Source organism: Modestobacter sp. VKM Ac-2982 (assembly GCF_026967935.1).
Classification (GTDB): domain Bacteria; phylum Actinomycetota; class Actinomycetes; order Mycobacteriales; family Geodermatophilaceae; genus Modestobacter.
Genome location: NZ_JAPVBL010000007.1, coordinates 26,072 through 43,646 on the forward strand (window position 1 = coordinate 26,072; position 17,575 = coordinate 43,646).

Genomic DNA, 17,575 nt, shown 5'->3' on the forward strand with positions numbered 1-17,575 from the left:
CCCACGGCCCGGCGCGCAGTGTCGCGCGCCGGGCCGTGGGCCGTCGTCGTCCTGCCGGGTCGGAGATCAGCCGGCGATGGCCTCGGTGAGCAGGTCGCAGGTCAACTCGACCTGCCACTCCCGCGCACCACCGGCACGCAGCGCCTCGGCCACGGCCGCAGCGTCGGCCGGCCGGGGTGGCGCCCACATCAGCCGCCGGACCAGGTCGGGGGAGAGCACGTTCTCCACCGGCACGGACCACTGCTCCGACACCTGCGCCAGGGCGGCGCGGGCGGCCTTCAGCCGGGCTGCGGCGTCGGGGTCGCGGTCGGCCCAGCGGTTCACCGGCGGCGGCCCGTCACCGGGGCGGCTGTGCGGCGGCAGCTGGTCCTCCGGCAGCTCCCGACCCCGGACCAGGGCGCCGAACCAGGTGGTCACCAGCTTCCGGTTGGCCCGGCCGCGGAACACCGGGAGCTCCAGCAGCGCGCCCTCGCTCTTCGGGTCGGCCTGCACGGCCGAGACGATGGCGGCGTCGGGCAGCACGCGGCCGGGGGCGATGTCGCGTCGCCGGGCCAGCTCGTCGCGGGCCTGCCACAGCGCCCGCACCATGCTCAGCTGGCGCCGGCTGCGCAGGCCGTGCATCCCGGAGGTCTTCCGCCACGGGTCGACCTTGGGCGCCGGGGGGCCGGCGGTGAGGATCGCCGCGAACTCCTGCCGGGCCCACTCGGTCTTGCCCTGCTCCTCCAGGATCTGCGCCAGGGCGTCCCGCAGCTCGACCAGCACCTCGACGTCCAGCGCCGCGTAGACCAGCCAGTCCGCCGGCAGCGGGCGGGTGCTCCAGTCTGCTGCGGAGTGCCCCTTCTGCAGGGAGAGGCCCAGCAGCGACTCGACGACGGCGCCGAGCCCCACGCGGGGGAGCCCGGCCAGCCGGGCGGCGAGCTCGGTGTCGAAGAGCCGGGCGGGCACCAGGCCCAGCTCGGCCAGGCAGGGCAGGTCCTGGTTGGCCGCGTGCAGCACCCACTCGGCGTCGCCGATCGCGGTCTGCACGGCGGTCAGGTCCGGCAGCGGCACCGGGTCGATCAGGCCGGTGCCGGCGCCGGCCCGGCGCAGCTGCACGAGGTAGGCGCTCTGGCCGTAGCGGTAGCCCGAGGCCCGCTCGGCGTCCACGGCGACCGGGCCGCTGCCGGCGGCCAGCGCATCGGCGTAGGCGACCAGCGCGGTGGAGGTCTCGATGACGGGCGGCAGCCCGTCCCGCGGGGCGAGCAGCGGGGTCGCGGGCGGGCCCTCGTCGACGGCGGGCTCCACCGCCGGGTCGGTGGGCAGCTCGGCGACGGGGTCGGTGCTCACTGGAGGAGCCCCGAGCGGAGGCTCCGGGGCACCGGGTGCGCCTGGTCGCCGGTGCCTGCGCGCGGGCGGTGCGCCAGGTGGCTCTTCACGGTCAGTGCGGACAGGTCCACCTTCTCGCCGATCTCCTCGTTCGTGTGCCCGCCGGCGACGAGCCGCAGGGCGTCCCGTTCCCGGGCGGACAACTCCCCGACAGCTTCCTCCACCCCGGTGTGGGCGGCGCCGGCGAGCGGGCGGGCGAGGACGCCGTCGGACCACTGCTGGCCCTGGGGCATCGGCCCTCCCGTGCTCGGACCGGACCGACGGCACAGGTGATCAGCAGCTGACCACCTGGCGAGCGGCCCGGCGTGTCCGCGCACTCAGCGACGTCTGGTCACGCCGAGTGCAGTACGGGCCGGAGTCTAGGCCCCGTCGGTCGGGGCCTGCTCGATCGCGGCGATCAACCGGATGCCGGGCGGGGGCAGGCCGGCGGCCGTGCCCAGCACCTCGAGGAAGGCGGTGAGGTGCCGGTCCAGGTCGGTGCCCTCCGCGGTCCAGGAGGCCCGGATCTCCACGTCGACCGAGTGCTCCGGGGCGGCGATGGATCCGAAACGGGTGGAGGCGGTGCGGGTGACCGTGCCACCGACGGAGTGGTGTGCGGCCCCGGACTCGGCCAGCGCGTCGATCAGCCAGCTCCAGGCGACCTCGGAGAACATGCTGTCGTCGACCATGTCGGAGTCGGTGCTGGCCGAGACGTAGCCGACGCAGCGGGTGGTGCCCTGCCAGGCCTCGTGGCCCTCCGGGTCGAACAGCAGGATGAACCGGCCGCTGGCCAGCTCCTCCTCCTCGTCCTCGGGGTGGCCGACCCGCAGGCCGATCGCGTGGGACCAGGGGGCGAGCCGCTGCGGCGCCGGGATGTGCTCGACGACGACCTCCGGGCGGGGGCGCACCGTCGCCAGGGCCTCCAGCGCGGCCTGGAACGCAACCGGTCGCTCCGGCGGCGGGGCGCCGTCGTCGAGGCGCTTGCGCTGCTGGGCCACCTGGGCAGGGTAGGTCGCCCGTCACCGCAGCGGAGGCCCCGACGCGCCGCCCCGCCCAGCCGACGCACAGCCGTGACCTCCGCCCGTGCCCGGCCCGGTGGAGGGGCGGAGCCGACCCCGCCGACGTCTGGGAGGATCGGCGTCCGTGGGAACAGCAGCAGGACCGGCCGCCGACTCCGATCTCGTCCGAGCGACCAGGGGCCTCCCGGTGTCGCGCACACCGGTCTGGTTCATGCGCCAGGCGGGGCGGTCGCTGCCCGAGTACCGCGCGCTGCGCGAGGGCACCGCGATGCTCGAGGCCTGCCAGGACCCCGACCTGGTCACCGAGATCACCATGCAGCCGGTCCGCCGGCACGGCGTCGACGCGGCCATCCTCTTCTCCGACATCGTGCTGCCCCTGGTGGTGGCCGGGGTCGACATCGAGATCAAGCCGGGCGTCGGGCCCGTGATCGCGTCCCCGCTGCGCACCGTCGCCGACGTCGACGCACTGCCGCCGCTGGAGCCCGACCGGCTGGACTTCCTCGCCACCGCCGTCCAGCGGCTGGTGGGCGAGCTCGGTGCCACGCCGCTGATCGGCTTCGCCGGGGCGCCCTTCACCCTCGCGACCTACCTGATCGAGGGCGGGCCCTCCAAGGAGCACGCCCGCACCAAGGCGTTCATGTACGCCGAGCCGGCGGCCTGGCAGCGGCTGCTGGAGCGGCTCGCGGTCAGCGCCGCGACGTTCCTGCGGGTACAGGTCGACGCCGGGGCCAGCGCGGTGCAGCTCTTCGACTCCTGGGCCGGGGTGCTCTCGGCGGCCGACTACGCCGGCCGCGTGCTGCCGCACTCGCGTGCCGTCTTCGACGGGCTGGCTCGCCCAGAGGTGCCGAAGGTGCACTTCGGGGTGGGCACGGGGGAGCTGCTCCCGTTGATCGGGGACGCCGGTGCCGACGTCGTCGGTGTCGACTGGCGGGTCCCGTTGGACGAGGCCGCCCGTCGCGTCGGCCCGGGGTACTCGCTGCAGGGCAACCTCGACCCCGCCGTCCTGCTGGCCGACCGGGAGACCGTCGACCGCGAGGTGCGCCGCATCGTCGAGCAGGGCCGGGCCGCCCGCGGGCACGTGTTCAACCTGGGCCACGGCGTGCTGCCGGACACCGACCCCGGCGTGCTGACCCACGTCGTGGAGCTGGTGCACGAGCTCACCGCGAGATGAGCGTTCTCCGGCTGGTCGTGGTGGGCACCGGGATCACCGGGCTCACCGCGGCGTTCGAGTGGCGCCGCGCCCACCCGGACGGCGAGGTCGTCGTCCTGGAGGCCGGCAACCGCATCGGCGGCAAGCTGGACCGGGTCGACCTCGCCGGTCGCTGGTACGACACCGGCCCCGAGGCGGTGCTCGCCCGGGTGCCCGAGGCGGTCGAGCTGATCGAACAGCTCGGCCTGGCCGACCAGCTGGTGCCGGCGCGGACCACCCAGGCCGCCATCGTGCTGCCCGAGGGCCGGTACCCGCTCCCGGCCGGCACGCTGCAGGGGGTGCCGACGACCGCCGACGGCCTCGACGGCGTGCTCACGCCCGCCGGCGTCGCCCGGGTGCGGGCCGAGGCGGAACTGCCCCCGCTGCGGCTGGACGGCGACGTCTCCGTCGGTGGCCTGCTGCGGGAGCGGCTGGGCGACGAGGTGGTCGACCGGCTGGTCGAGCCGCTGCTCGGCGGCGTCTACGCCGGTCGCCCCGACGACCTCTCCCTCGCCGCGACCATGCCGGCGCTCGCCGCCGAACTGCCGACGGCCACCTCGCTGCTGGGCGCCGCCGTCGCCGCCCGGGACGCCGGGGCGCGCAGCCGCGGCGACGTCGACGGCCCGGTGTTCGTCACCGTCCGCGAGGGCGTCGGCTCGCTGCCCGCGGCTCTGGTGCGGGCCTCGGGTGCCGACGTCCGGCTGCACACCCGGGTGACGGCGCTGCGCCGCACCGCGGGCGGGTTCGAGCTGGACGTCGACGGCGGCGGGACGCTGACCGCGGACGCCGTCGTGCTGGCCACGCCGGCCGGCCCGACCGCGCGGCTGCTCGCCGACGTCGCCCCGGATGCGGTCGAGCCACTGGAGGGCATCCCGTACGCGTCGATGGCCGTGGTCGCGATGGCGTTCCCCGACCAGCCGGTCGCCGCCGGCTCGGGGCTGCTCGTGCCTCCGGTGACCGGCCGGCTGGTCAAGGGCGTCACCGTCTCCTCGTCGAAGTGGCCGCACCTGTCCGGTCCCGAGGGCGCGCCGGTGCTGCGGGTCCGGTCGTCGGTGGGTCGCTTCGGCGACGACGCCGCCCTGCGGTGGGACGACGCCGAGCTCACCGCCGCGGTGGTCGCCGACGTCGCCGAGCTCCTCGACCTCGAGCGGCCCGAACCTGTGCAGACCGAGCTGGTGCGCTGGGTCGACGGGCTGCCGCAGTACCTGGTCGGCCACCCGCAACGCGTCGCTGCGATCCGCTCGGCGGTCGACGCCGTCCCCGGGCTGGCCGTGGCCGGGGCCGCCTACGGCGGGGTCGGGGTGCCCGCCTGCATCCGCGACGCCCGCCGGGCGGTCCAGGCGCTGGGCTGAACGCCGCCCGGACGCACCGGAGGCCGGCACCCCGATCGGGGTGCCGACCTCCGGTGGGAGTGCAGCGGGCTCAGTTCTGCGCTGCCTCGGCCTGCCACATCCAGTGGTGCTTCTCGAGTGCGCCGGTGATCTCGATGATCAGGTCCTGGGTGACCTCGTCGTCCTCGGTCGCCTCGATGCGGTCGCGCATCCGCGCCACGATCAGGCCGAACACCTCGACGAAGTAGCGGATCGCGTCGTCGGCGTGCACCCACTCCACCGGCGGCTGCGGGATGCCGCTGGACTGCACCGTGCCGGCGCGGCCGTCGGGCAGCACGCCGATCGCGGCGGCCCGCTCGGCGGCGGTGTCCTGGTACTCGCGGGCGGTGGCGACGACGTCGTCCAACTGCAGGTGGATGCTGCGGAAGTTGCGGCCCACCAGCGTCCAGTGCACCTGCTTGCCGACCAGGCTGAGGTCGATCAGGTCGACGACGGCGCCCTGCAGCGCCTCGCCGGTGACCTTCTGGACGTCTTCGGACAACGGGCTCTGGATCACGGCCATGCTGTTCCTCCTACGGTCGGGAAGGTGTCCTCCGGTACAAGATCCGGATGGAGGGTGTTGTTCCCGGCCCCGGCGGCCGGATGCACGCGTGTCCGGCCTCACGGCCGGGGTGGACCGACGTCCCGCATCGCGCCGTCGGCCGGCGGTCCACAATGAGGACATGAGCGAGCAGACCGAAGAGCGCAGCATCGGCAAGCGGGCGAACGAGCTGAACGCCCTCATCCGCTACACGATGTGGTCGGTGTTCAAGCTGGCCCGCCCCCTCGACGACGACCAGCGCAGCGCCGCTGCCGACGAGGTCACCGCGCTCTTCGACGAGCTGGCCGGCAAGGACGTCGTCGTCCGCGGTGTCTACGACGTCGCCGGTCTGCGCGCCGACGCCGACCTGATGATCTGGTGGCACGCCGAGACCCCGGAGGCGCTGCAGGAGGCCTACGGCCGGTTCCGCCGCACCACCCTGGGTCGCCGGCTCGACCCCGTCTGGTCGCAGATGGCGCTGCACCGCCCGGCCGAGTTCAACCGCAGCCACGTGCCGGCGTTCCTCGCCGACGAGGAGCCGCGCCGCTACGTCTGCGTCTACCCGTTCGTGCGCTCCTACGAGTGGTACCTGCTCCCCGAGGAGGAGCGGCGGGACATGCTCAAGGAGCACGGCATGCAGGCCCGGCCCTACCCCGACGTGCGGGCCAACACCGTCTCCTCCTTCGGGCTCGGCGACTACGAGTGGATGCTCGCCTTCGAGGCCGACGAACTGCACCGCATCGTCGACCTCATGCGCGACCTGCGGGCCAGCCGCGCCCGCCGGCACGTGCGCGAGGAGGTGCCGTTCTACACCGGCACCCGCAAGGAGATCGCGGAGCTGGTGGCGGACCTGCCCTGACTCTGGCGATCCTCCGGATCGCACCGCGGCCAGGAGCCGTGCCCCGGCTGCGTTGAGCCGTTGGCCGTGATCCGGCAGGGAGCCTCCGGCCCCGCGTCCGGATCACGGAGCCGCTGGCCGCGGTTCCCGGCGGGACCCTCCGGGCCCGCGCCGGGTCCCGCGGGGTCGCTGGCGCGACAGAGCGGCGGGTCCGTACTCGTGCCCGACACACGAACGGCGCGTTCCCCGGTCAGGGAACGCGCCGTTCGTGTGCTGCTGGGTGCTCAGGCGTCGGGGGAGTCCAGCTTGATGCTCACGGAGTTGATGCAGTAGCGGTCGCCGGTGGGGGTCTGGGGGGCGTCGGCGAAGACGTGGCCCAGGTGGCTGTGGCAGCTGCCGCAGAGCACCTCGGTACGCACCATGCCGAGCGCACGGTCCTCACGGAGGACGACGTTGTCCTGCTCCGACGGCTCGTAGAACGACGGCCAGCCGCAGTGCGAGTCGAACTTGGTCTCGGAGCGGAAGAGCTCGGCGCCGCAGGCTCGGCAGGAGTAGGTGCCGACCGCCTTCGTGTCGACGTACTCACCGGTCCAGGGCCGCTCGGTGCCCGCCTGGCGGAGCACGGCGTACTCCTCCGGCGACAGCTGGGCGCGCCACTCCTCGTCGCTCTTGACGACCTGGGGCTGGTGGGCGGATGTGGTCATGGCCCCACGGTACGGCGGCTCCGCCACCTCCGCCGGGGCCCGTGCCGCCCCGGTCGACAGCGCCCCGACCTGCTGCCGGAGCGTGCGCTCAGCCGCGCGGCCACCAGCGGGCGAGCCGGGTGAGCTGGTCCTCGACCAGCGGGCGGAGCTGGATGCTCGTGCTCGCGGTGGCACCCGACGTCCCTCGGAGCAGCACCTCGTGCGCGCCGGCCTGGAGCACCATCGGCGCCCTCACGGTGAGGGAGAGGCTGCCGTCCGGACCGGCCACCCCGGAGCCGAGCTGCCCCCGCAGGCGCGCGGGGAGTTCGGCGGTGACCTTCTCCTCCGGCGAGAACCCCGTTCCCAGGACGGTCACCGGCTCCTCCCGCAGCGGCCACGGGTCGGTGACCGTCGCGGTCGGGCCGTCGTCGACGACGTCGGCAGTCGGATCGGGGTCAGCGGCCGGGGAGGGCTCGAGGTCGATGGGGTCGGTCAGCCCGTCTGCCACGGCCACCACCACGGTCGACGGGCCGGCGGTGGCCGAGGCCGCACCGGCCGCGCCGATGGTGGACGCGGCCAGGGCCAGACCGAGGACGGGACCGAGGACTCGGCCGCGGACGGCGCGGGACGTGCTGCGTCGGGACACAGGTCTCCTCGGACGGGCGGACGGAGGGTCCGCGTGCTGGGCGGCGGACCCATCGATCCTGTCATCGCCCAGCGCAAGGGTCGATCAACATCCGGTAACGAAGTTCGCTCTGCTAACCAGCCGTCGGACGCCCCGGGCTGTGCGGCCGCGGTGCCGCGGCCAGGTGCTCGTACCGTGAGCCCGGCGCCGCGTCCGGTGGCGCCGCCGTCCGCCGAGAGGAACCATGAGCACCCCGCAGCCCCTGGCCGACACCTGGTTCACCCGCGATCTCCCTGTGCTCCGGGCGATCGCCCGGCTGATCGACGAGCCCCCGCACGGCAGCGCCCCCTACCTCGGAGCCGTCGTGCCGGCCAGCGGCCTGCCCAAGCCGCAGGTCGTCTCCGCGGCCAACGCCCTGGTCACCGCCGGCTACGCCGAGGCGCTCACCAACCACGCCGGGGAGATCGTCCGGTTCACCGCCGTCTCCGGTGAGGCCCGCCGGCTCACCGGTCTCTGGCCCACGCCGCAGAGCGAGTGGGACCGGCTCCTGGAGCAGGTCCGCGCCCGGGCCGCCGGAGCGATGACCGACGTCGAGCGGGAACGCTGGCGCACGTTCGCCGACGCCGCAGCTGCCATCGGGCCCGACGACGGGGCGTTGCTGATGGCCGCCCTGATCGGCGGGTACGTGCCCCGGGCGCGCTGACCACCGGGGCCGGACGCGACAGTGCCCCCGCCCGATTGCTCGGGCGGGGGCACTGTCGGTGGTTCGAGAGGGCTGCGTTCAGCTCCTCGGTCTATGGATCAGACCGGGTTGACGTTCGCCGCCTGCGGGCCCTTCTGGCCCTGCTCGATGTCGAACGAGATGCGCTGGCCCTCATCGAGCGAGCGGTACCCGCTGGTCTGGATGGCCGAGTAGTGGACGAAGACGTCCGGGCCGCCGCCGTCCGGGGTGGCGAAGCCAAACCCCTTCTCTGCGTTGAACCACTTCACTGTTCCTTCGGGCATTGCTCGCTCCTAGCTGAGGTCGTGCGTCGGGGTCCTGCCAATGCGCAGGGCCTTCCCGACGAGTACGACCCTAGCGGGTTCTGGCGATCTGTGGGAGGTCAGGGGCACAAAGATCCCCGGCGAGCCGATCCGGGCCGTCCTGCGGAGGGTCAGAGCAGGCGTCCGGAGGCGTCCCGGGCGGCGTCCTCGGACCAGGCCTGGCGGGCGTAGGCGTTCGGTGCGTAGGCATCCGGAGCGGCGCCGGCCCGGGGCCGGGCACTCCCCGTCGGACGGGGTGGGGCAGCGGTCAGCGCCAGGGGCCCCGGCCGCCAGGCCTGCACGGTGAGTGGCTCGGGGGCCGCCCACTCCTCGAGCGCCAGCCGGGCGCGCTCGAGCGCGACCGCCCGCAGGTGGCGGCGCCAGCGGTGTCCGGCGAGGTCGATCCCGACGAGCACGGCGACGAGGACGGCGACGGTCAGAAAGGCGTTGGTCAGCGCGCTGGCCACGTCCAGGCCCGTGAGCTCGGGCCAGCTGACCTGCTCCAGCTGGTAGCCGACGACCTCGATGACGACGTACAGCACGCCGTACACCAGGAACGCGACCCGCATGACCCCGCTCCTGTCGCTGTCTGACCGTGGGACCGAACGCTTTCTCAACGACAGGAACCGCCGCACGCGACAGCCGAGGACGGCCGGCTCACCCCTGCGGGGGAGGTGGCGGCGTCAGGTGCGCCGGTAGAGCTCGGTGAGCAGGGCGATGGCGGCCGGGGACGCCGGGTGCGGGTCGTCGCGCCACCAGGCCAGCCGGACGGCGACCGGCTCGGCGTCCCGGATCGGCCGGTAGGCGACCCCGGGGCGTCGGTACTGGGCGGCGGTCGCCTCCGCGGTGACCCCGACGCAGCGGCCGGTGGCGATCGCGGTGAGCCAGTCGTCGACGTCCTGGGTGTGCACGATCTCCGGGCGCGCGTCCTCCGGCCACAGCTCCGGCGTCGTCGTCCCGGTCCGGCGGTCGACCAGCAGGGTCCGCTCGGCGATCTGGGCCATCCGCAGCGAACGGCGGCGGGCCCAGGGGTCGTCGGCCGCGACCGCGCACACGCGCCGTTCCATCCCGACCAGCGCGCTGCCGAAGCGGTGCGGGTCCGGCGGTACCCGGAGCACGGCCACGTCACAGGCGCCCTCGGCGAGGCCGGCCGTGGGGGAGTTGGTGCGCACCAGTTGGAGTTCGGTGCCCGGCTGCTGGGCAGCCCAGCGGCGCTGGAAGTCCAGGGTGTGTCGGCCCATCGCGGACCAGGCGTGCCCGATCCGCAACCGGGTCGCGGTGCCGCCGGCTTCCTCGACCAACTGGCCGACCTCCGTCAGGACCCGGCGGGCGCGGTCGAGGACCCGCTGCCCGGCCGCGGTGAGCGAGACCTCGCGCGCCGTGCGCCGCAGGAGCCGGGTGCCGAGCTCGGCCTCGAGGGCGGCGAGGCCGCGGGACACGGCGGCCTGGGAGACGCCCAGCTCGATCGCGGCGTCGGTGAACGTGCCGGTGTCCACGATGGTGACCAGGCACCGCAGGTGTCGTAGCTCGACGCTCATGCGCTCAGCGTATGCATGAGCCATCGGTTGCATTTTGCGCATGCACCCGCGCGAGCGATGGTCGACCGGTGACCAGCACCCGGCAGATCGACCAGCCCGCGGCGGAACGCCTCGCCCAGGTCGCCGGACGTCCGGCCGGCCGCATCGCCCTCGGGACCGGCGGGGCGGGCGCCGGTGTGGCGCTCATGCTGAGCAGTGCGCTGGCCAACCAGGTCGGCGCGGCGGTCGGTGCACTGGCGTTCCCGGCGATCGGTGCCGTCGGGGTGGTGGCCGTGCGGCAGTGGGTCGCCGGGATCGTGCTGGTGGGCGTCGTCCGCCCCCGGCCATGGCGGCTCACCGCCGCCCAGTGGCGGCCGGTCCTGCTGCTGGCCGTGGTGTTCGCGACGATGAACCTGTCGTTGTACGCGGCCATCGAGCGGATCGGTCTGGGACTGGCGGTGACGCTGGAGTTCCTCGGCCCGCTCGGTGTGGCGCTGGCCGCCTCGCGGCGGCGACGCGACCTGGTCTGCGCGCTGGTGGCCCTGGCGGGGGTGGTCGCCCTCAGCCGGCCGCAGCCGACGACCGACCACGCCGGGATCGCCCTGGGCCTGCTGGCCGCCGCCTGCTGGGCGGGTTACATCCTGGTCAACCGGCAGCTGGGTGCCCGGGTCCCCGGCGGTACCGGCCCGGCGACTGCGGCAGGGCTGTCGGCGCTGGTGTTCCTCCCCATCGGCATCGCGGTGCTGGTCGCGCACCCGCCGTCGCTGGTGACCGCGGGGTACGCCGTCACCGCGGGCGTGCTGGCCTCAGCGGTACCGCTGTTCGTCGACCTGCTGGCGCTGCGCCGGGTGCCCGCCGGCGCCTACGGGGTGTTCATGAGCATCCACCCGGTGATCGCCACCGTGGTCGGCCTGGTGGTGCTGGGCCAGGAGCAGCCCTGGGACGCGTGGCTGGCCATCGCCGCGATCGTCGGCGCCAACGTCGCCGGTCAGCTCCCGGCCCGGCACCGGGCCGGCTGAACGCCGTCCGGCGACCGTCCCGTCAGGCGGACGCCGGCCGGTCGTCGTCCCCGGTGCCGGCCTCTGCCTGCTCCTCCGCCCGGCGCTGTGCCCGCAGGGCGTCCTGCTCGCGCCGGCGCCGGATCTCCCGCCGCGCCAGCACCCACGCCAGCAGGATCGGCCAGACGTACTGCGCCTTGTCGGCGACCCACCGCACCCAGGCGGGGGCCTGCCAGTCCGGCAGGTCCACGTCGGGCCAGGGGATCGACGGCAGGTCGACGTCCGGCCACGGGATCGACGGCAGGTCCCAGTCGGGCCAGGGGAGGGCCACGGTCAGCCGGACGACGAGCAGTCCGAGCAGCAGCGGGAGGACCACCTTCGCGACGCCCCCGACCACGGCGAGCACCGCGTACCGACGGGGTCGCTGCCGGATCCGCTCCTCCCGGAGCGCGGCCGGCGACCCCGCCTCCGGTTCCAGGTCGATCCCGCCGGTGCCGAAGGCCGCGCCCACGCTGCCGCCGGGGTGCCAGGTCGCCCGCTTCGGCTTCCCGAGGGCGGTGTACTGCACCGTCACCGAGCCGAGGTCCGGATCCGCGCGGGCCGGCTGGTCGTCCGGGCCGGCGTCGGGCTCGCCCTTGAGCCGGTCACCGGGCTTGAGCCGCAGGGTGTCCTCGGCGGACTTCTTGGCCGCCACCACCTGCCCGTCGACGCTCCACCGGACCGTCCGCGACACCGAACCGGTCCCCTCCACCCGGTGCCGGCGCTCGTGCGCCACCAGGTCCCAGGCCTGGGTCGGGTGTTCGGCCACGGTGCGACGTTAGCGCGGCGAGCCCTCGCCTCAGTCCTCCGCGGCGGGGACCTTCTTCGCGCGGCTGGGCTGCACCCGCATCGGCTCGCCGGGCATCTTCGGGTAGTCGGGGGGATAGGGCATCTCGCCCAGTCCCAGGTCCCGCTCCTGCTGGTCGGCCAGCTCGACCAGGGGGGTGAGGTCGAAGGCGTGGTCGGCGAGGCCGGCGTGCTTGTCACCGACGGCGGCGAAGCGGGCCGGCATGGTGCGGACGTCGAAGTCGAAGGGCGAGACGTCGGGCAGCTCGTCCCAGTCGACCGGGGCGCTCACCGGGGCGTGCGGCTTCGGCCGGATCGAGTAGGCGCTGGCGATCGTGCGGTCCCGGGCCATCTGGTTGTAGTCGATGAAGATCTTCTCGCCGCGTTCCTCCTTCCACCAGTTCATCGTGACCCGGTCGGGGATGCGGCGTTCCAGCTCCCGGCCGAACGCGATCACCGCCCGGCGCACCTCCGGGAAGGTCCAGCGCGGCTGGATGGGGACGTAGACGTGCACGCCCCGACCGCCGGAGGTCTTCGGCCAGCCCTCCATGCCGAACTCGTGCAGCAGTTCGCGGACGTGCGGGGCCACCCACACGGCGTCGGAGAAGTCGGTGCCCGGCTGCGGGTCGAGGTCGATCCGGACCTGGTCGGGGGACTCGACGTCACCCTTGGACACCGGCCAGGGGTGGAAGGTGAGCGTCCCCAGGTTCGCGCACCAGGCGACGACGGCGACCGAGTCCGGGGCGATCTCGTCGGCGGTCCGTCCGCTGGGGAAGCTGATGTGCGCCGTCGGCACCCACTCGGGGGCGTTCTTCGGCACCCGCTTCTGGTAGAACGCGTCGCCGGTGTTGTCGGCCCGGGTGGACATCCGGGCGCCCTCGAACACCCCGCCCGGCCACCGCTCCAGCGTCGTCGGCCGGTCGCGCAGGGCGAACAGGATGCCCTCGCCGACGGCGACGAAGTACTCGACGACGTCGATCTTGCGGATGCCCTTGTCCCCGAAGTAGGGCTTCTCCGGGCTGCTCACCCGCACCTCGTGGCCGTCGAGCTCCAGGACGACGGCGTCCTTGCTGCTGGCCATGAGGCTCCGTTCGGGTCAGGCAGGACCGGGTGCGGGGTCGATCCTGCCCGAGCCGGTCACGCCGGGCAGGTCGCCCCGTCCTGCGGGACGGCGAGGTCGATCAGGTACGCGTTCACGGCCGCCGTCACGCACTCGGTCTTGGGGTAGGCAGTGTGCCCGCTGCCCTGCCAGGTGAGCAGCACCCCGTTCTCCAGGTCCTCCGCGAGGTCGACCGCGCCGGTCAGCGGGGTCACCGGGTCGCCCTGCGTGCCGATGACCAGGATCGGCGCGCTGCCCGCGGCGTCCCGCTCGGGCAGGGGCGTGCGCGGGGCGTCCCACGCCGAGCAGGTGTAGAGGCCGAGTGCGGCGTCGGCGCCGAAGAGCGGGTAGCGCGCGTTCCAGTCCGCGACCAGGGCCTGCACGTCGGAGGCGCTGAACTCCTCGTCGGTGTCGGCACAGTTCACCGCCAGGTTGGCGTCGACCACGTTGCTGTAGGTGCCGTCGTCGTTGCGGCCGGTGTAGGTGTCGGCCAGGGTCAGGATCCCGGCGGAGTCACCGTTCCGGGCGGCAGCCAGCGACTGGGCCAGCTGCGGCCAGGCCGAGGGCTGGTAGAGCGCCGAGCGGACGCCGCCCAGGATCAGGCCCGGCGTCGCCTGCCGGGTCTCGCCCTCCCGGCTGCTCGGGATCGGGGCGGTGGCGGCCTGGGTGAGCAGGTCGTTGAGGAACGCGCGCGGGTCGGGCCCGAGCGGGCAGCCGCTGATCAGCGACAGGCAGTTGGCGGCGAAGGCGTCGTAGGCGGCCTCGAAGCCCTGGGCCCGCGCCTCGGCCGCCTCCTGCAGGGTGGCGTCGGGGTCGACCGCGCCGTCGAGCACCATCGCCCGCACCTGCTCGGGGAACAGCTCGGCGTAGGTGGAGCCCAGCGTGGTGCCGTACGAGTACCCCAGGTAGTTGAGCTGGTCGTCACCGAGGGACCGCCGGACCAGGTCCAGGTCGCGGGCCGCGTCCACCGTGGAGAAGGCGCCCAGCGCCTCCTGGTACTCCTCGCTGCAGCCGGCCGCGACCTCCTCGACCTGGGTGAACAGGGCGTCCTGCGCGGCGGCGTCGGTGGCCCGCGGGTCGGCCGCGAAGAGCTCGTCCTTCTGCTCGTCGGAGATGCACTCGACCGGGGTGGACAGCCCCGTCCCCCGCGGGTCGAGGCCGACGATGTCGAACTGGTTGACGACCGCCTCGGGGAGGGTCAGCGCCGCCTGGATGGCCGCGTCGGCGGCGGACTGCCCGGGGCCACCGGGGTTCACCATCAGCGAGCCGATCGGGTAGGTCTGCCCGGCGAGGCTGGCCCGCACCAGGAACAGCTGCAGGGTGCCGCCCTCGGGGTCCTCGTAGCTGACCGGCACCGTCGTCGTCCCGCAGGAGAAGAGGAGGTCGCGCTCCGAACCGGGTCGCCCGGCGATGATCGGGTCGATCTGGCTGTCGCAGTCGGTCCACTCGATCAGCGGCGCCTCCAGCTCGGCCGGCGGGGCCTCCGAGGACGAACCGGCCGCGGCCGTCTCCTCCTCTCCCGAGGAGGTGCACCCGGCGAGGGTCAGCGCGAGAGCGAGGAACGCTCCTCCGGAGGTGGCCAGGCGGCGGTGCGCGGTCATGATCGGCAAGGGTAGGAGCCGAACCTGGGAGCGGCAGCCAGGTTCGGCGTGAGGATGCGCTCAGTCCCCGCGGACCCGGCTGCTCCTCAGCCGCCGAGGACCTCGGCGAGGTCGTAGCGGACCGGGACCTCCAGCTGCTCGTAGGTGCACGACCGGGGGTCCCGATCGGGGCGCCAGCGCAGGAAGTGGCCGGTGTGCCGCAGCCGGCTGCCCTCCAGCTGGTCGTACTTGACCTCCACCACCAGCTCGGGCCGCAGCGGCACCCAGGACAGGTCCTTGCCGGCGTTCCAGCGGCTGGTGGCCCCCGGCATCCGGTGCTCGCCGTCCGTGTCCGTCTGGGCGTTCGCCCAGTCCTGCCAGGGGTGCCCGTCCAGCGCCTCGGCCCGGTGGGGCGCCAGCTCCTCGACCAGTTCGGCCCGGCGCTTCATCGAGAAGGACGCCGCGACGCCGATGTGCTGCAGCGCGCCGGCGTCGTCGTAGAGGCCCAGCAGCAGCGAGCCGACCACCGGCCCGCTCTTGTGCCAGCGGAAGCCGGCCACCACGCAGTCCGCCGTCCGGACGTGCTTGACCTTGGTCATCACCCGCTGGTCGGGGGAGTAGGGCTGGTCACCCCGCTTGGCGATGACGCCGTCCAGGCCGGCGCCCTCGAACTCGGCGAACCAGCGCTGCCCCACCTCGGCGTCCGAGGTGACCGTGGTGACGTAGACCGGTGCCTGCGCACCGGCCAGCGCCTCGCGCAGCCGGGCCTGCCGCTCGGCGAACGGCGTGGCCAGCAGCGACTCGTCGCCCAGTGCCAGCAGGTCGAACGCGACGAAGGACGCCGGGGTCTCGGTGGCCAGCCGGGTCACCCGGGAGGCGGCCGGGTGGATCCGCTGCAGCAGCGACTCGAAGTCCAGCCGGTCCCCACGCGGGACGACGATCTCGCCGTCGACCACGCAGCGCTCGGGCAGCTGCGCCTTCACCGCCTCGACGACGTCGGGGAAGTAGCGGGTCAGCGGGCGTTCGTTGCGGCTGCCCAGCTCGACCTCGTCGCCGTCCCGGAAGACGATGCACCGGAACCCGTCCCACTTCGGCTCGTAGAACCAGCCGTCACCGGTGGGGAGCTTCGCCACGGGCTTGGCGAGCATCGGCTTGACCGGAGGGCTCACGGGCAGGTCCATGCCGGCCAGTCAAGCAGTCGGGACGACGCCGAGGCAGCCGGTCCGCGCCGCGAGAAGCGGGCAGCAGGCATCGGCGGCACGATCGAGCCGCGCAGGTCGGCTGCGCAGCCCGGCCTCGTCGACGGATCAGAAGGGCGGTGGGTCGTCGGCCGGTGGTACTGCTCCCGGTGGTGGTCCGGACTGCCGCGTGGGGGTGTCCGGTGGTCGGGAGTCGGGTGGGCGCTGGCCGGGTGGTCGGGTGATGCGGGTGACCCCGGAGGGGGTGGTGACGTGCAGGGTGCCGTCGCGGTCGAGGCGGTACTGCCAGCCAGGGGCGAAGGTCTTGAGTCGGTGGTGAGAGCGGCACAGGCAGCAGAGGTTGGTGCAATCGGTGGGGCCGCCGCAGGCGTGGGCGGTGACGTGGTCCAGGTCGGTCCAGCCGACCCGTTGCCCGCAGTTGGGGAACCGGCAGCGCCGGTCGCGGGTGATCACGAACGACCGCTGGCGTTCGGTGGGGGTGTAGGCGGTGGTGGCCGGTGGCGGGCCGAGCACCGGACAACCGCACGGCTGGCTGGCGCTGCCATCGCCGCTGCCATCGCCGCGGTCGGGGTGGTGCGGGCAGCCACGGCGGGCGAGGCGGCCCAGTTCAGCCGGGGTGATCGTGGCCAGCAGCTGCCCGTCGGGTCCGATGAGGGCGTAGGTGAGGCTGCCGCCGTCGGGGGTGGTGAGCCCCAGCGCACCGACCCGGGCCAGTAGTTCGCGGAGGTGGGCGGCGGTGATCGGCAGCCCGTTCACCTCACCCGGGGTGCTGCTCGCACCGGCCAGGGCGTCCAGGTCCGCGGTGACCGTGACGTTCGCGGCCACCGCGGGCAGCCCGGAGTCGGCCGGGCGGCGGATCAGCGTGGACAGGACGTGTGCGCGGAGTGCGCCGATGGGCCGCTGGTCGCCGTCGGCCTTGAGCATCCGGGCCAACTGGTCGACGAGGTCGTGGCACTCCACGGCCTCGTCGGTGGGCAGGTCCGCGGCCAGCGTCGATCGCCCGTCGGTGGGGGAGGGGAAGATCCGCACGTCGGCGTTCTTCGCGGCGGCCTCCCGGCGTTCCTCGGCAGCGGCGGCATCGAGACGAAGCAGTTCCTCGGTGGCCCGTTTCTCCAGCCGGGCCACCGAGAGATCGCGCGCCTCACCCAGCAATGCGGCCTCGACCTGCCCGGCGATCTCGGCCGGGGTGTGTTCCAGCACGTCGGCGAGCACCTGGGCCCGGCGTTCGTCCAGCTGCCCGGTGGAGAGGGCGGCGAAGGTGGCGGGCAACTTCTCCGACCAGGTCAGCGCCCGCCGCAGCCGCACCGCCGCCGTCCCACGGCCGAGGTTGAGGACCGCGGACAGCTCGGCGAGGAAGAACTCGCTGATCTCCGCGCCACCGGTCTCACTGGCCCAGCCCGGCCGGCGGGCACCGGGGCCATCCGGGTCCAGCGCCGCCGGCCGCCGGCCAGCCAGGGCCAGGATCAGCTCAGCCTCCTCCGCGGCGCCCATCGCCCGCTGGCGCTGCACCGACCGCAGTCGGACAGCCAGCTGCTCATCGGAGGGAGCAGCCTCCCGCGCGCCGTGCGCCGTGCCCGTGAAGAAGACGTCGACCGCCACACCCCAGAACCCCGGAGGCATCGCCGTCGTCGTCACGCATTCGAACATACGTACGAGGTCTGACAGTCTTCGGCCCGACGAAGTGGGGGCGGTGAACAACCCAGGGATCTGCCTGCCGGCTGGGAG

At 74.2% G+C, this 17,575-nt stretch carries 19 protein-coding genes; 5 read left to right on the top strand and 14 right to left on the bottom strand.

What is annotated here, in order from left to right:
- Positions 1–66 precede the first annotated feature (66 nt).
- The 3 genes from O2W20_RS21650 to O2W20_RS21660 form a co-directional block, all read right to left on the bottom strand.
- Positions 67–1,326, bottom strand: coding sequence for a ribonuclease D (locus O2W20_RS21650; RefSeq protein ID WP_269185531.1), 1,260 nt, complete (start codon positions 1,324–1,326; stop codon positions 67–69).
- A complete protein-coding gene (locus O2W20_RS21655) occupies positions 1,323–1,598 on the bottom strand; it encodes a response regulator transcription factor (protein WP_269173853.1) in 276 nt (91 codons plus the stop codon). Before O2W20_RS21655 ends, O2W20_RS21650 begins: the two co-directional genes overlap by 4 nt.
- A 126-nt stretch (positions 1,599–1,724) precedes the next feature.
- On the bottom strand, positions 1,725–2,342 hold the full coding sequence (locus O2W20_RS21660; RefSeq protein ID WP_269173852.1) for a DUF3000 domain-containing protein: 618 nt from the start codon (positions 2,340–2,342) through the stop codon (positions 1,725–1,727).
- A 145-nt stretch (positions 2,343–2,487) separates the two neighbouring features.
- On the opposite strand from O2W20_RS21660, the gene hemE reads away from it, so the two are divergent.
- Together hemE and hemG are read left to right on the top strand one after the other, a co-directional pair.
- Positions 2,488–3,534 carry a uroporphyrinogen decarboxylase gene (hemE, locus tag O2W20_RS21665; protein ID WP_269173851.1) on the top strand — a complete coding sequence of 349 codons (1,047 nt, stop codon included), beginning with the start codon at positions 2,488–2,490 and terminating at the stop codon, positions 3,532–3,534.
- A complete protein-coding gene (gene hemG, locus O2W20_RS21670) occupies positions 3,531–4,904 on the top strand; it encodes a protoporphyrinogen oxidase (protein ID WP_269173850.1) in 1,374 nt (457 codons plus the stop codon). Before hemE ends, hemG begins: the two co-directional genes overlap by 4 nt.
- 70 nt (positions 4,905–4,974) lie before the next feature.
- On the opposite strand, the gene O2W20_RS21675 is transcribed toward hemG, so the two are convergent.
- Entirely contained in the window at positions 4,975–5,445 is a 471-nt protein-coding gene (locus O2W20_RS21675) for a Dps family protein (RefSeq protein ID WP_269173849.1), read from the bottom strand.
- A gap of 160 nt (positions 5,446–5,605) precedes the next feature.
- Between O2W20_RS21675 and hemQ the strand changes: the two genes are divergently transcribed.
- Positions 5,606–6,322, top strand: coding sequence for a hydrogen peroxide-dependent heme synthase (gene hemQ, locus O2W20_RS21680; protein ID WP_269173848.1), 717 nt, complete (start codon positions 5,606–5,608; stop codon positions 6,320–6,322).
- Between the two features lie 263 nt (positions 6,323–6,585).
- Here hemQ and msrB read toward each other — a convergent pair whose 3' ends face one another.
- Entirely contained in the window at positions 6,586–7,005 is a 420-nt protein-coding gene (msrB, locus tag O2W20_RS21685; protein WP_269173847.1) for a peptide-methionine (R)-S-oxide reductase MsrB, read from the bottom strand.
- Between the two features lie 88 nt (positions 7,006–7,093).
- Complete coding sequence (locus tag O2W20_RS21690; RefSeq protein ID WP_269173846.1) at positions 7,094–7,630, bottom strand: hypothetical protein; 537 nt, start codon at positions 7,628–7,630, stop codon at positions 7,094–7,096.
- A 223-nt stretch (positions 7,631–7,853) separates the two neighbouring features.
- On the opposite strand from O2W20_RS21690, the gene O2W20_RS21695 reads away from it, so the two are divergent.
- Positions 7,854–8,312, top strand: coding sequence for a hypothetical protein (locus O2W20_RS21695; protein ID WP_269173845.1), 459 nt, complete (start codon positions 7,854–7,856; stop codon positions 8,310–8,312).
- A gap of 98 nt (positions 8,313–8,410) precedes the next feature.
- Here O2W20_RS21695 and O2W20_RS21700 read toward each other — a convergent pair whose 3' ends face one another.
- The 3 genes from O2W20_RS21700 to O2W20_RS21710 form a co-directional block, all read right to left on the bottom strand.
- Positions 8,411–8,614, bottom strand: a complete 204-nt coding sequence (locus O2W20_RS21700) for a cold-shock protein (protein WP_014741881.1) — start codon at positions 8,612–8,614, stop codon at positions 8,411–8,413.
- A gap of 149 nt (positions 8,615–8,763) precedes the next feature.
- The gene (locus tag O2W20_RS21705; protein ID WP_269173844.1) at positions 8,764–9,201 is read right to left on the bottom strand and encodes a hypothetical protein; all 438 of its coding nucleotides are present in this window, start codon (positions 9,199–9,201) and stop codon (positions 8,764–8,766) included.
- 114 nt (positions 9,202–9,315) lie between these two features.
- Positions 9,316–10,170, bottom strand: coding sequence for a LysR family transcriptional regulator (locus O2W20_RS21710; protein WP_269173843.1), 855 nt, complete (start codon positions 10,168–10,170; stop codon positions 9,316–9,318).
- 68 nt (positions 10,171–10,238) lie between these two features.
- On the opposite strand from O2W20_RS21710, the gene O2W20_RS21715 reads away from it, so the two are divergent.
- Positions 10,239–11,168, top strand: a complete 930-nt coding sequence (locus O2W20_RS21715; RefSeq protein ID WP_269173842.1) for an EamA family transporter — start codon at positions 10,239–10,241, stop codon at positions 11,166–11,168.
- A 22-nt stretch (positions 11,169–11,190) separates the two neighbouring features.
- Here O2W20_RS21715 and O2W20_RS21720 read toward each other — a convergent pair whose 3' ends face one another.
- The 5 genes from O2W20_RS21720 to O2W20_RS21740 form a co-directional block, all read right to left on the bottom strand.
- Positions 11,191–11,955, bottom strand: a complete 765-nt coding sequence (locus O2W20_RS21720; RefSeq protein ID WP_269173841.1) for a hypothetical protein — start codon at positions 11,953–11,955, stop codon at positions 11,191–11,193.
- 30 nt (positions 11,956–11,985) lie between these two features.
- Positions 11,986–13,053 carry a DNA polymerase domain-containing protein gene (locus tag O2W20_RS21725; RefSeq protein WP_269173840.1) on the bottom strand — a complete coding sequence of 356 codons (1,068 nt, stop codon included), beginning with the start codon at positions 13,051–13,053 and terminating at the stop codon, positions 11,986–11,988.
- 56 nt (positions 13,054–13,109) lie between these two features.
- On the bottom strand, positions 13,110–14,672 hold the full coding sequence (locus O2W20_RS21730) for an alpha/beta hydrolase (protein ID WP_269173839.1): 1,563 nt from the start codon (positions 14,670–14,672) through the stop codon (positions 13,110–13,112).
- Between the two features lie 86 nt (positions 14,673–14,758).
- Complete coding sequence (locus O2W20_RS21735; RefSeq protein WP_269173838.1) at positions 14,759–15,832, bottom strand: ATP-dependent DNA ligase; 1,074 nt, start codon at positions 15,830–15,832, stop codon at positions 14,759–14,761.
- Between the two features lie 126 nt (positions 15,833–15,958).
- Positions 15,959–17,485, bottom strand: coding sequence for an HNH endonuclease signature motif containing protein (locus O2W20_RS21740; RefSeq protein ID WP_269173837.1), 1,527 nt, complete (start codon positions 17,483–17,485; stop codon positions 15,959–15,961).
- Between the last annotated feature and the right edge of the window lie 90 nt (positions 17,486–17,575).

Coding starts and splice junctions, on each gene's coding strand:
- O2W20_RS21700 (WP_014741881.1), bottom strand. CDS start 8,614: ATGCCCGAAGGAACAGTGAAGTGGTTCAACGCAGAGAAGGGGTTTGGC.
- O2W20_RS21730 (WP_269173839.1), bottom strand. CDS start 14,672: ATGACCGCGCACCGCCGCCTGGCCACCTCCGGAGGAGCGTTCCTCGCT.
- O2W20_RS21695 (WP_269173845.1), top strand. CDS start 7,854: ATGAGCACCCCGCAGCCCCTGGCCGACACCTGGTTCACCCGCGATCTC.
- O2W20_RS21725 (WP_269173840.1), bottom strand. CDS start 13,053: ATGGCCAGCAGCAAGGACGCCGTCGTCCTGGAGCTCGACGGCCACGAG.
- hemG (WP_269173850.1), top strand. CDS start 3,531: ATGAGCGTTCTCCGGCTGGTCGTGGTGGGCACCGGGATCACCGGGCTC.
- O2W20_RS21710 (WP_269173843.1), bottom strand. CDS start 10,170: ATGAGCGTCGAGCTACGACACCTGCGGTGCCTGGTCACCATCGTGGAC.
- O2W20_RS21655 (WP_269173853.1), bottom strand. CDS start 1,598: ATGCCCCAGGGCCAGCAGTGGTCCGACGGCGTCCTCGCCCGCCCGCTC.
- O2W20_RS21705 (WP_269173844.1), bottom strand. CDS start 9,201: ATGCGGGTCGCGTTCCTGGTGTACGGCGTGCTGTACGTCGTCATCGAG.
- O2W20_RS21735 (WP_269173838.1), bottom strand. CDS start 15,832: ATGGACCTGCCCGTGAGCCCTCCGGTCAAGCCGATGCTCGCCAAGCCC.
- O2W20_RS21675 (WP_269173849.1), bottom strand. CDS start 5,445: ATGGCCGTGATCCAGAGCCCGTTGTCCGAAGACGTCCAGAAGGTCACC.
- hemQ (WP_269173848.1), top strand. CDS start 5,606: ATGAGCGAGCAGACCGAAGAGCGCAGCATCGGCAAGCGGGCGAACGAG.
- msrB (WP_269173847.1), bottom strand. CDS start 7,005: ATGACCACATCCGCCCACCAGCCCCAGGTCGTCAAGAGCGACGAGGAG.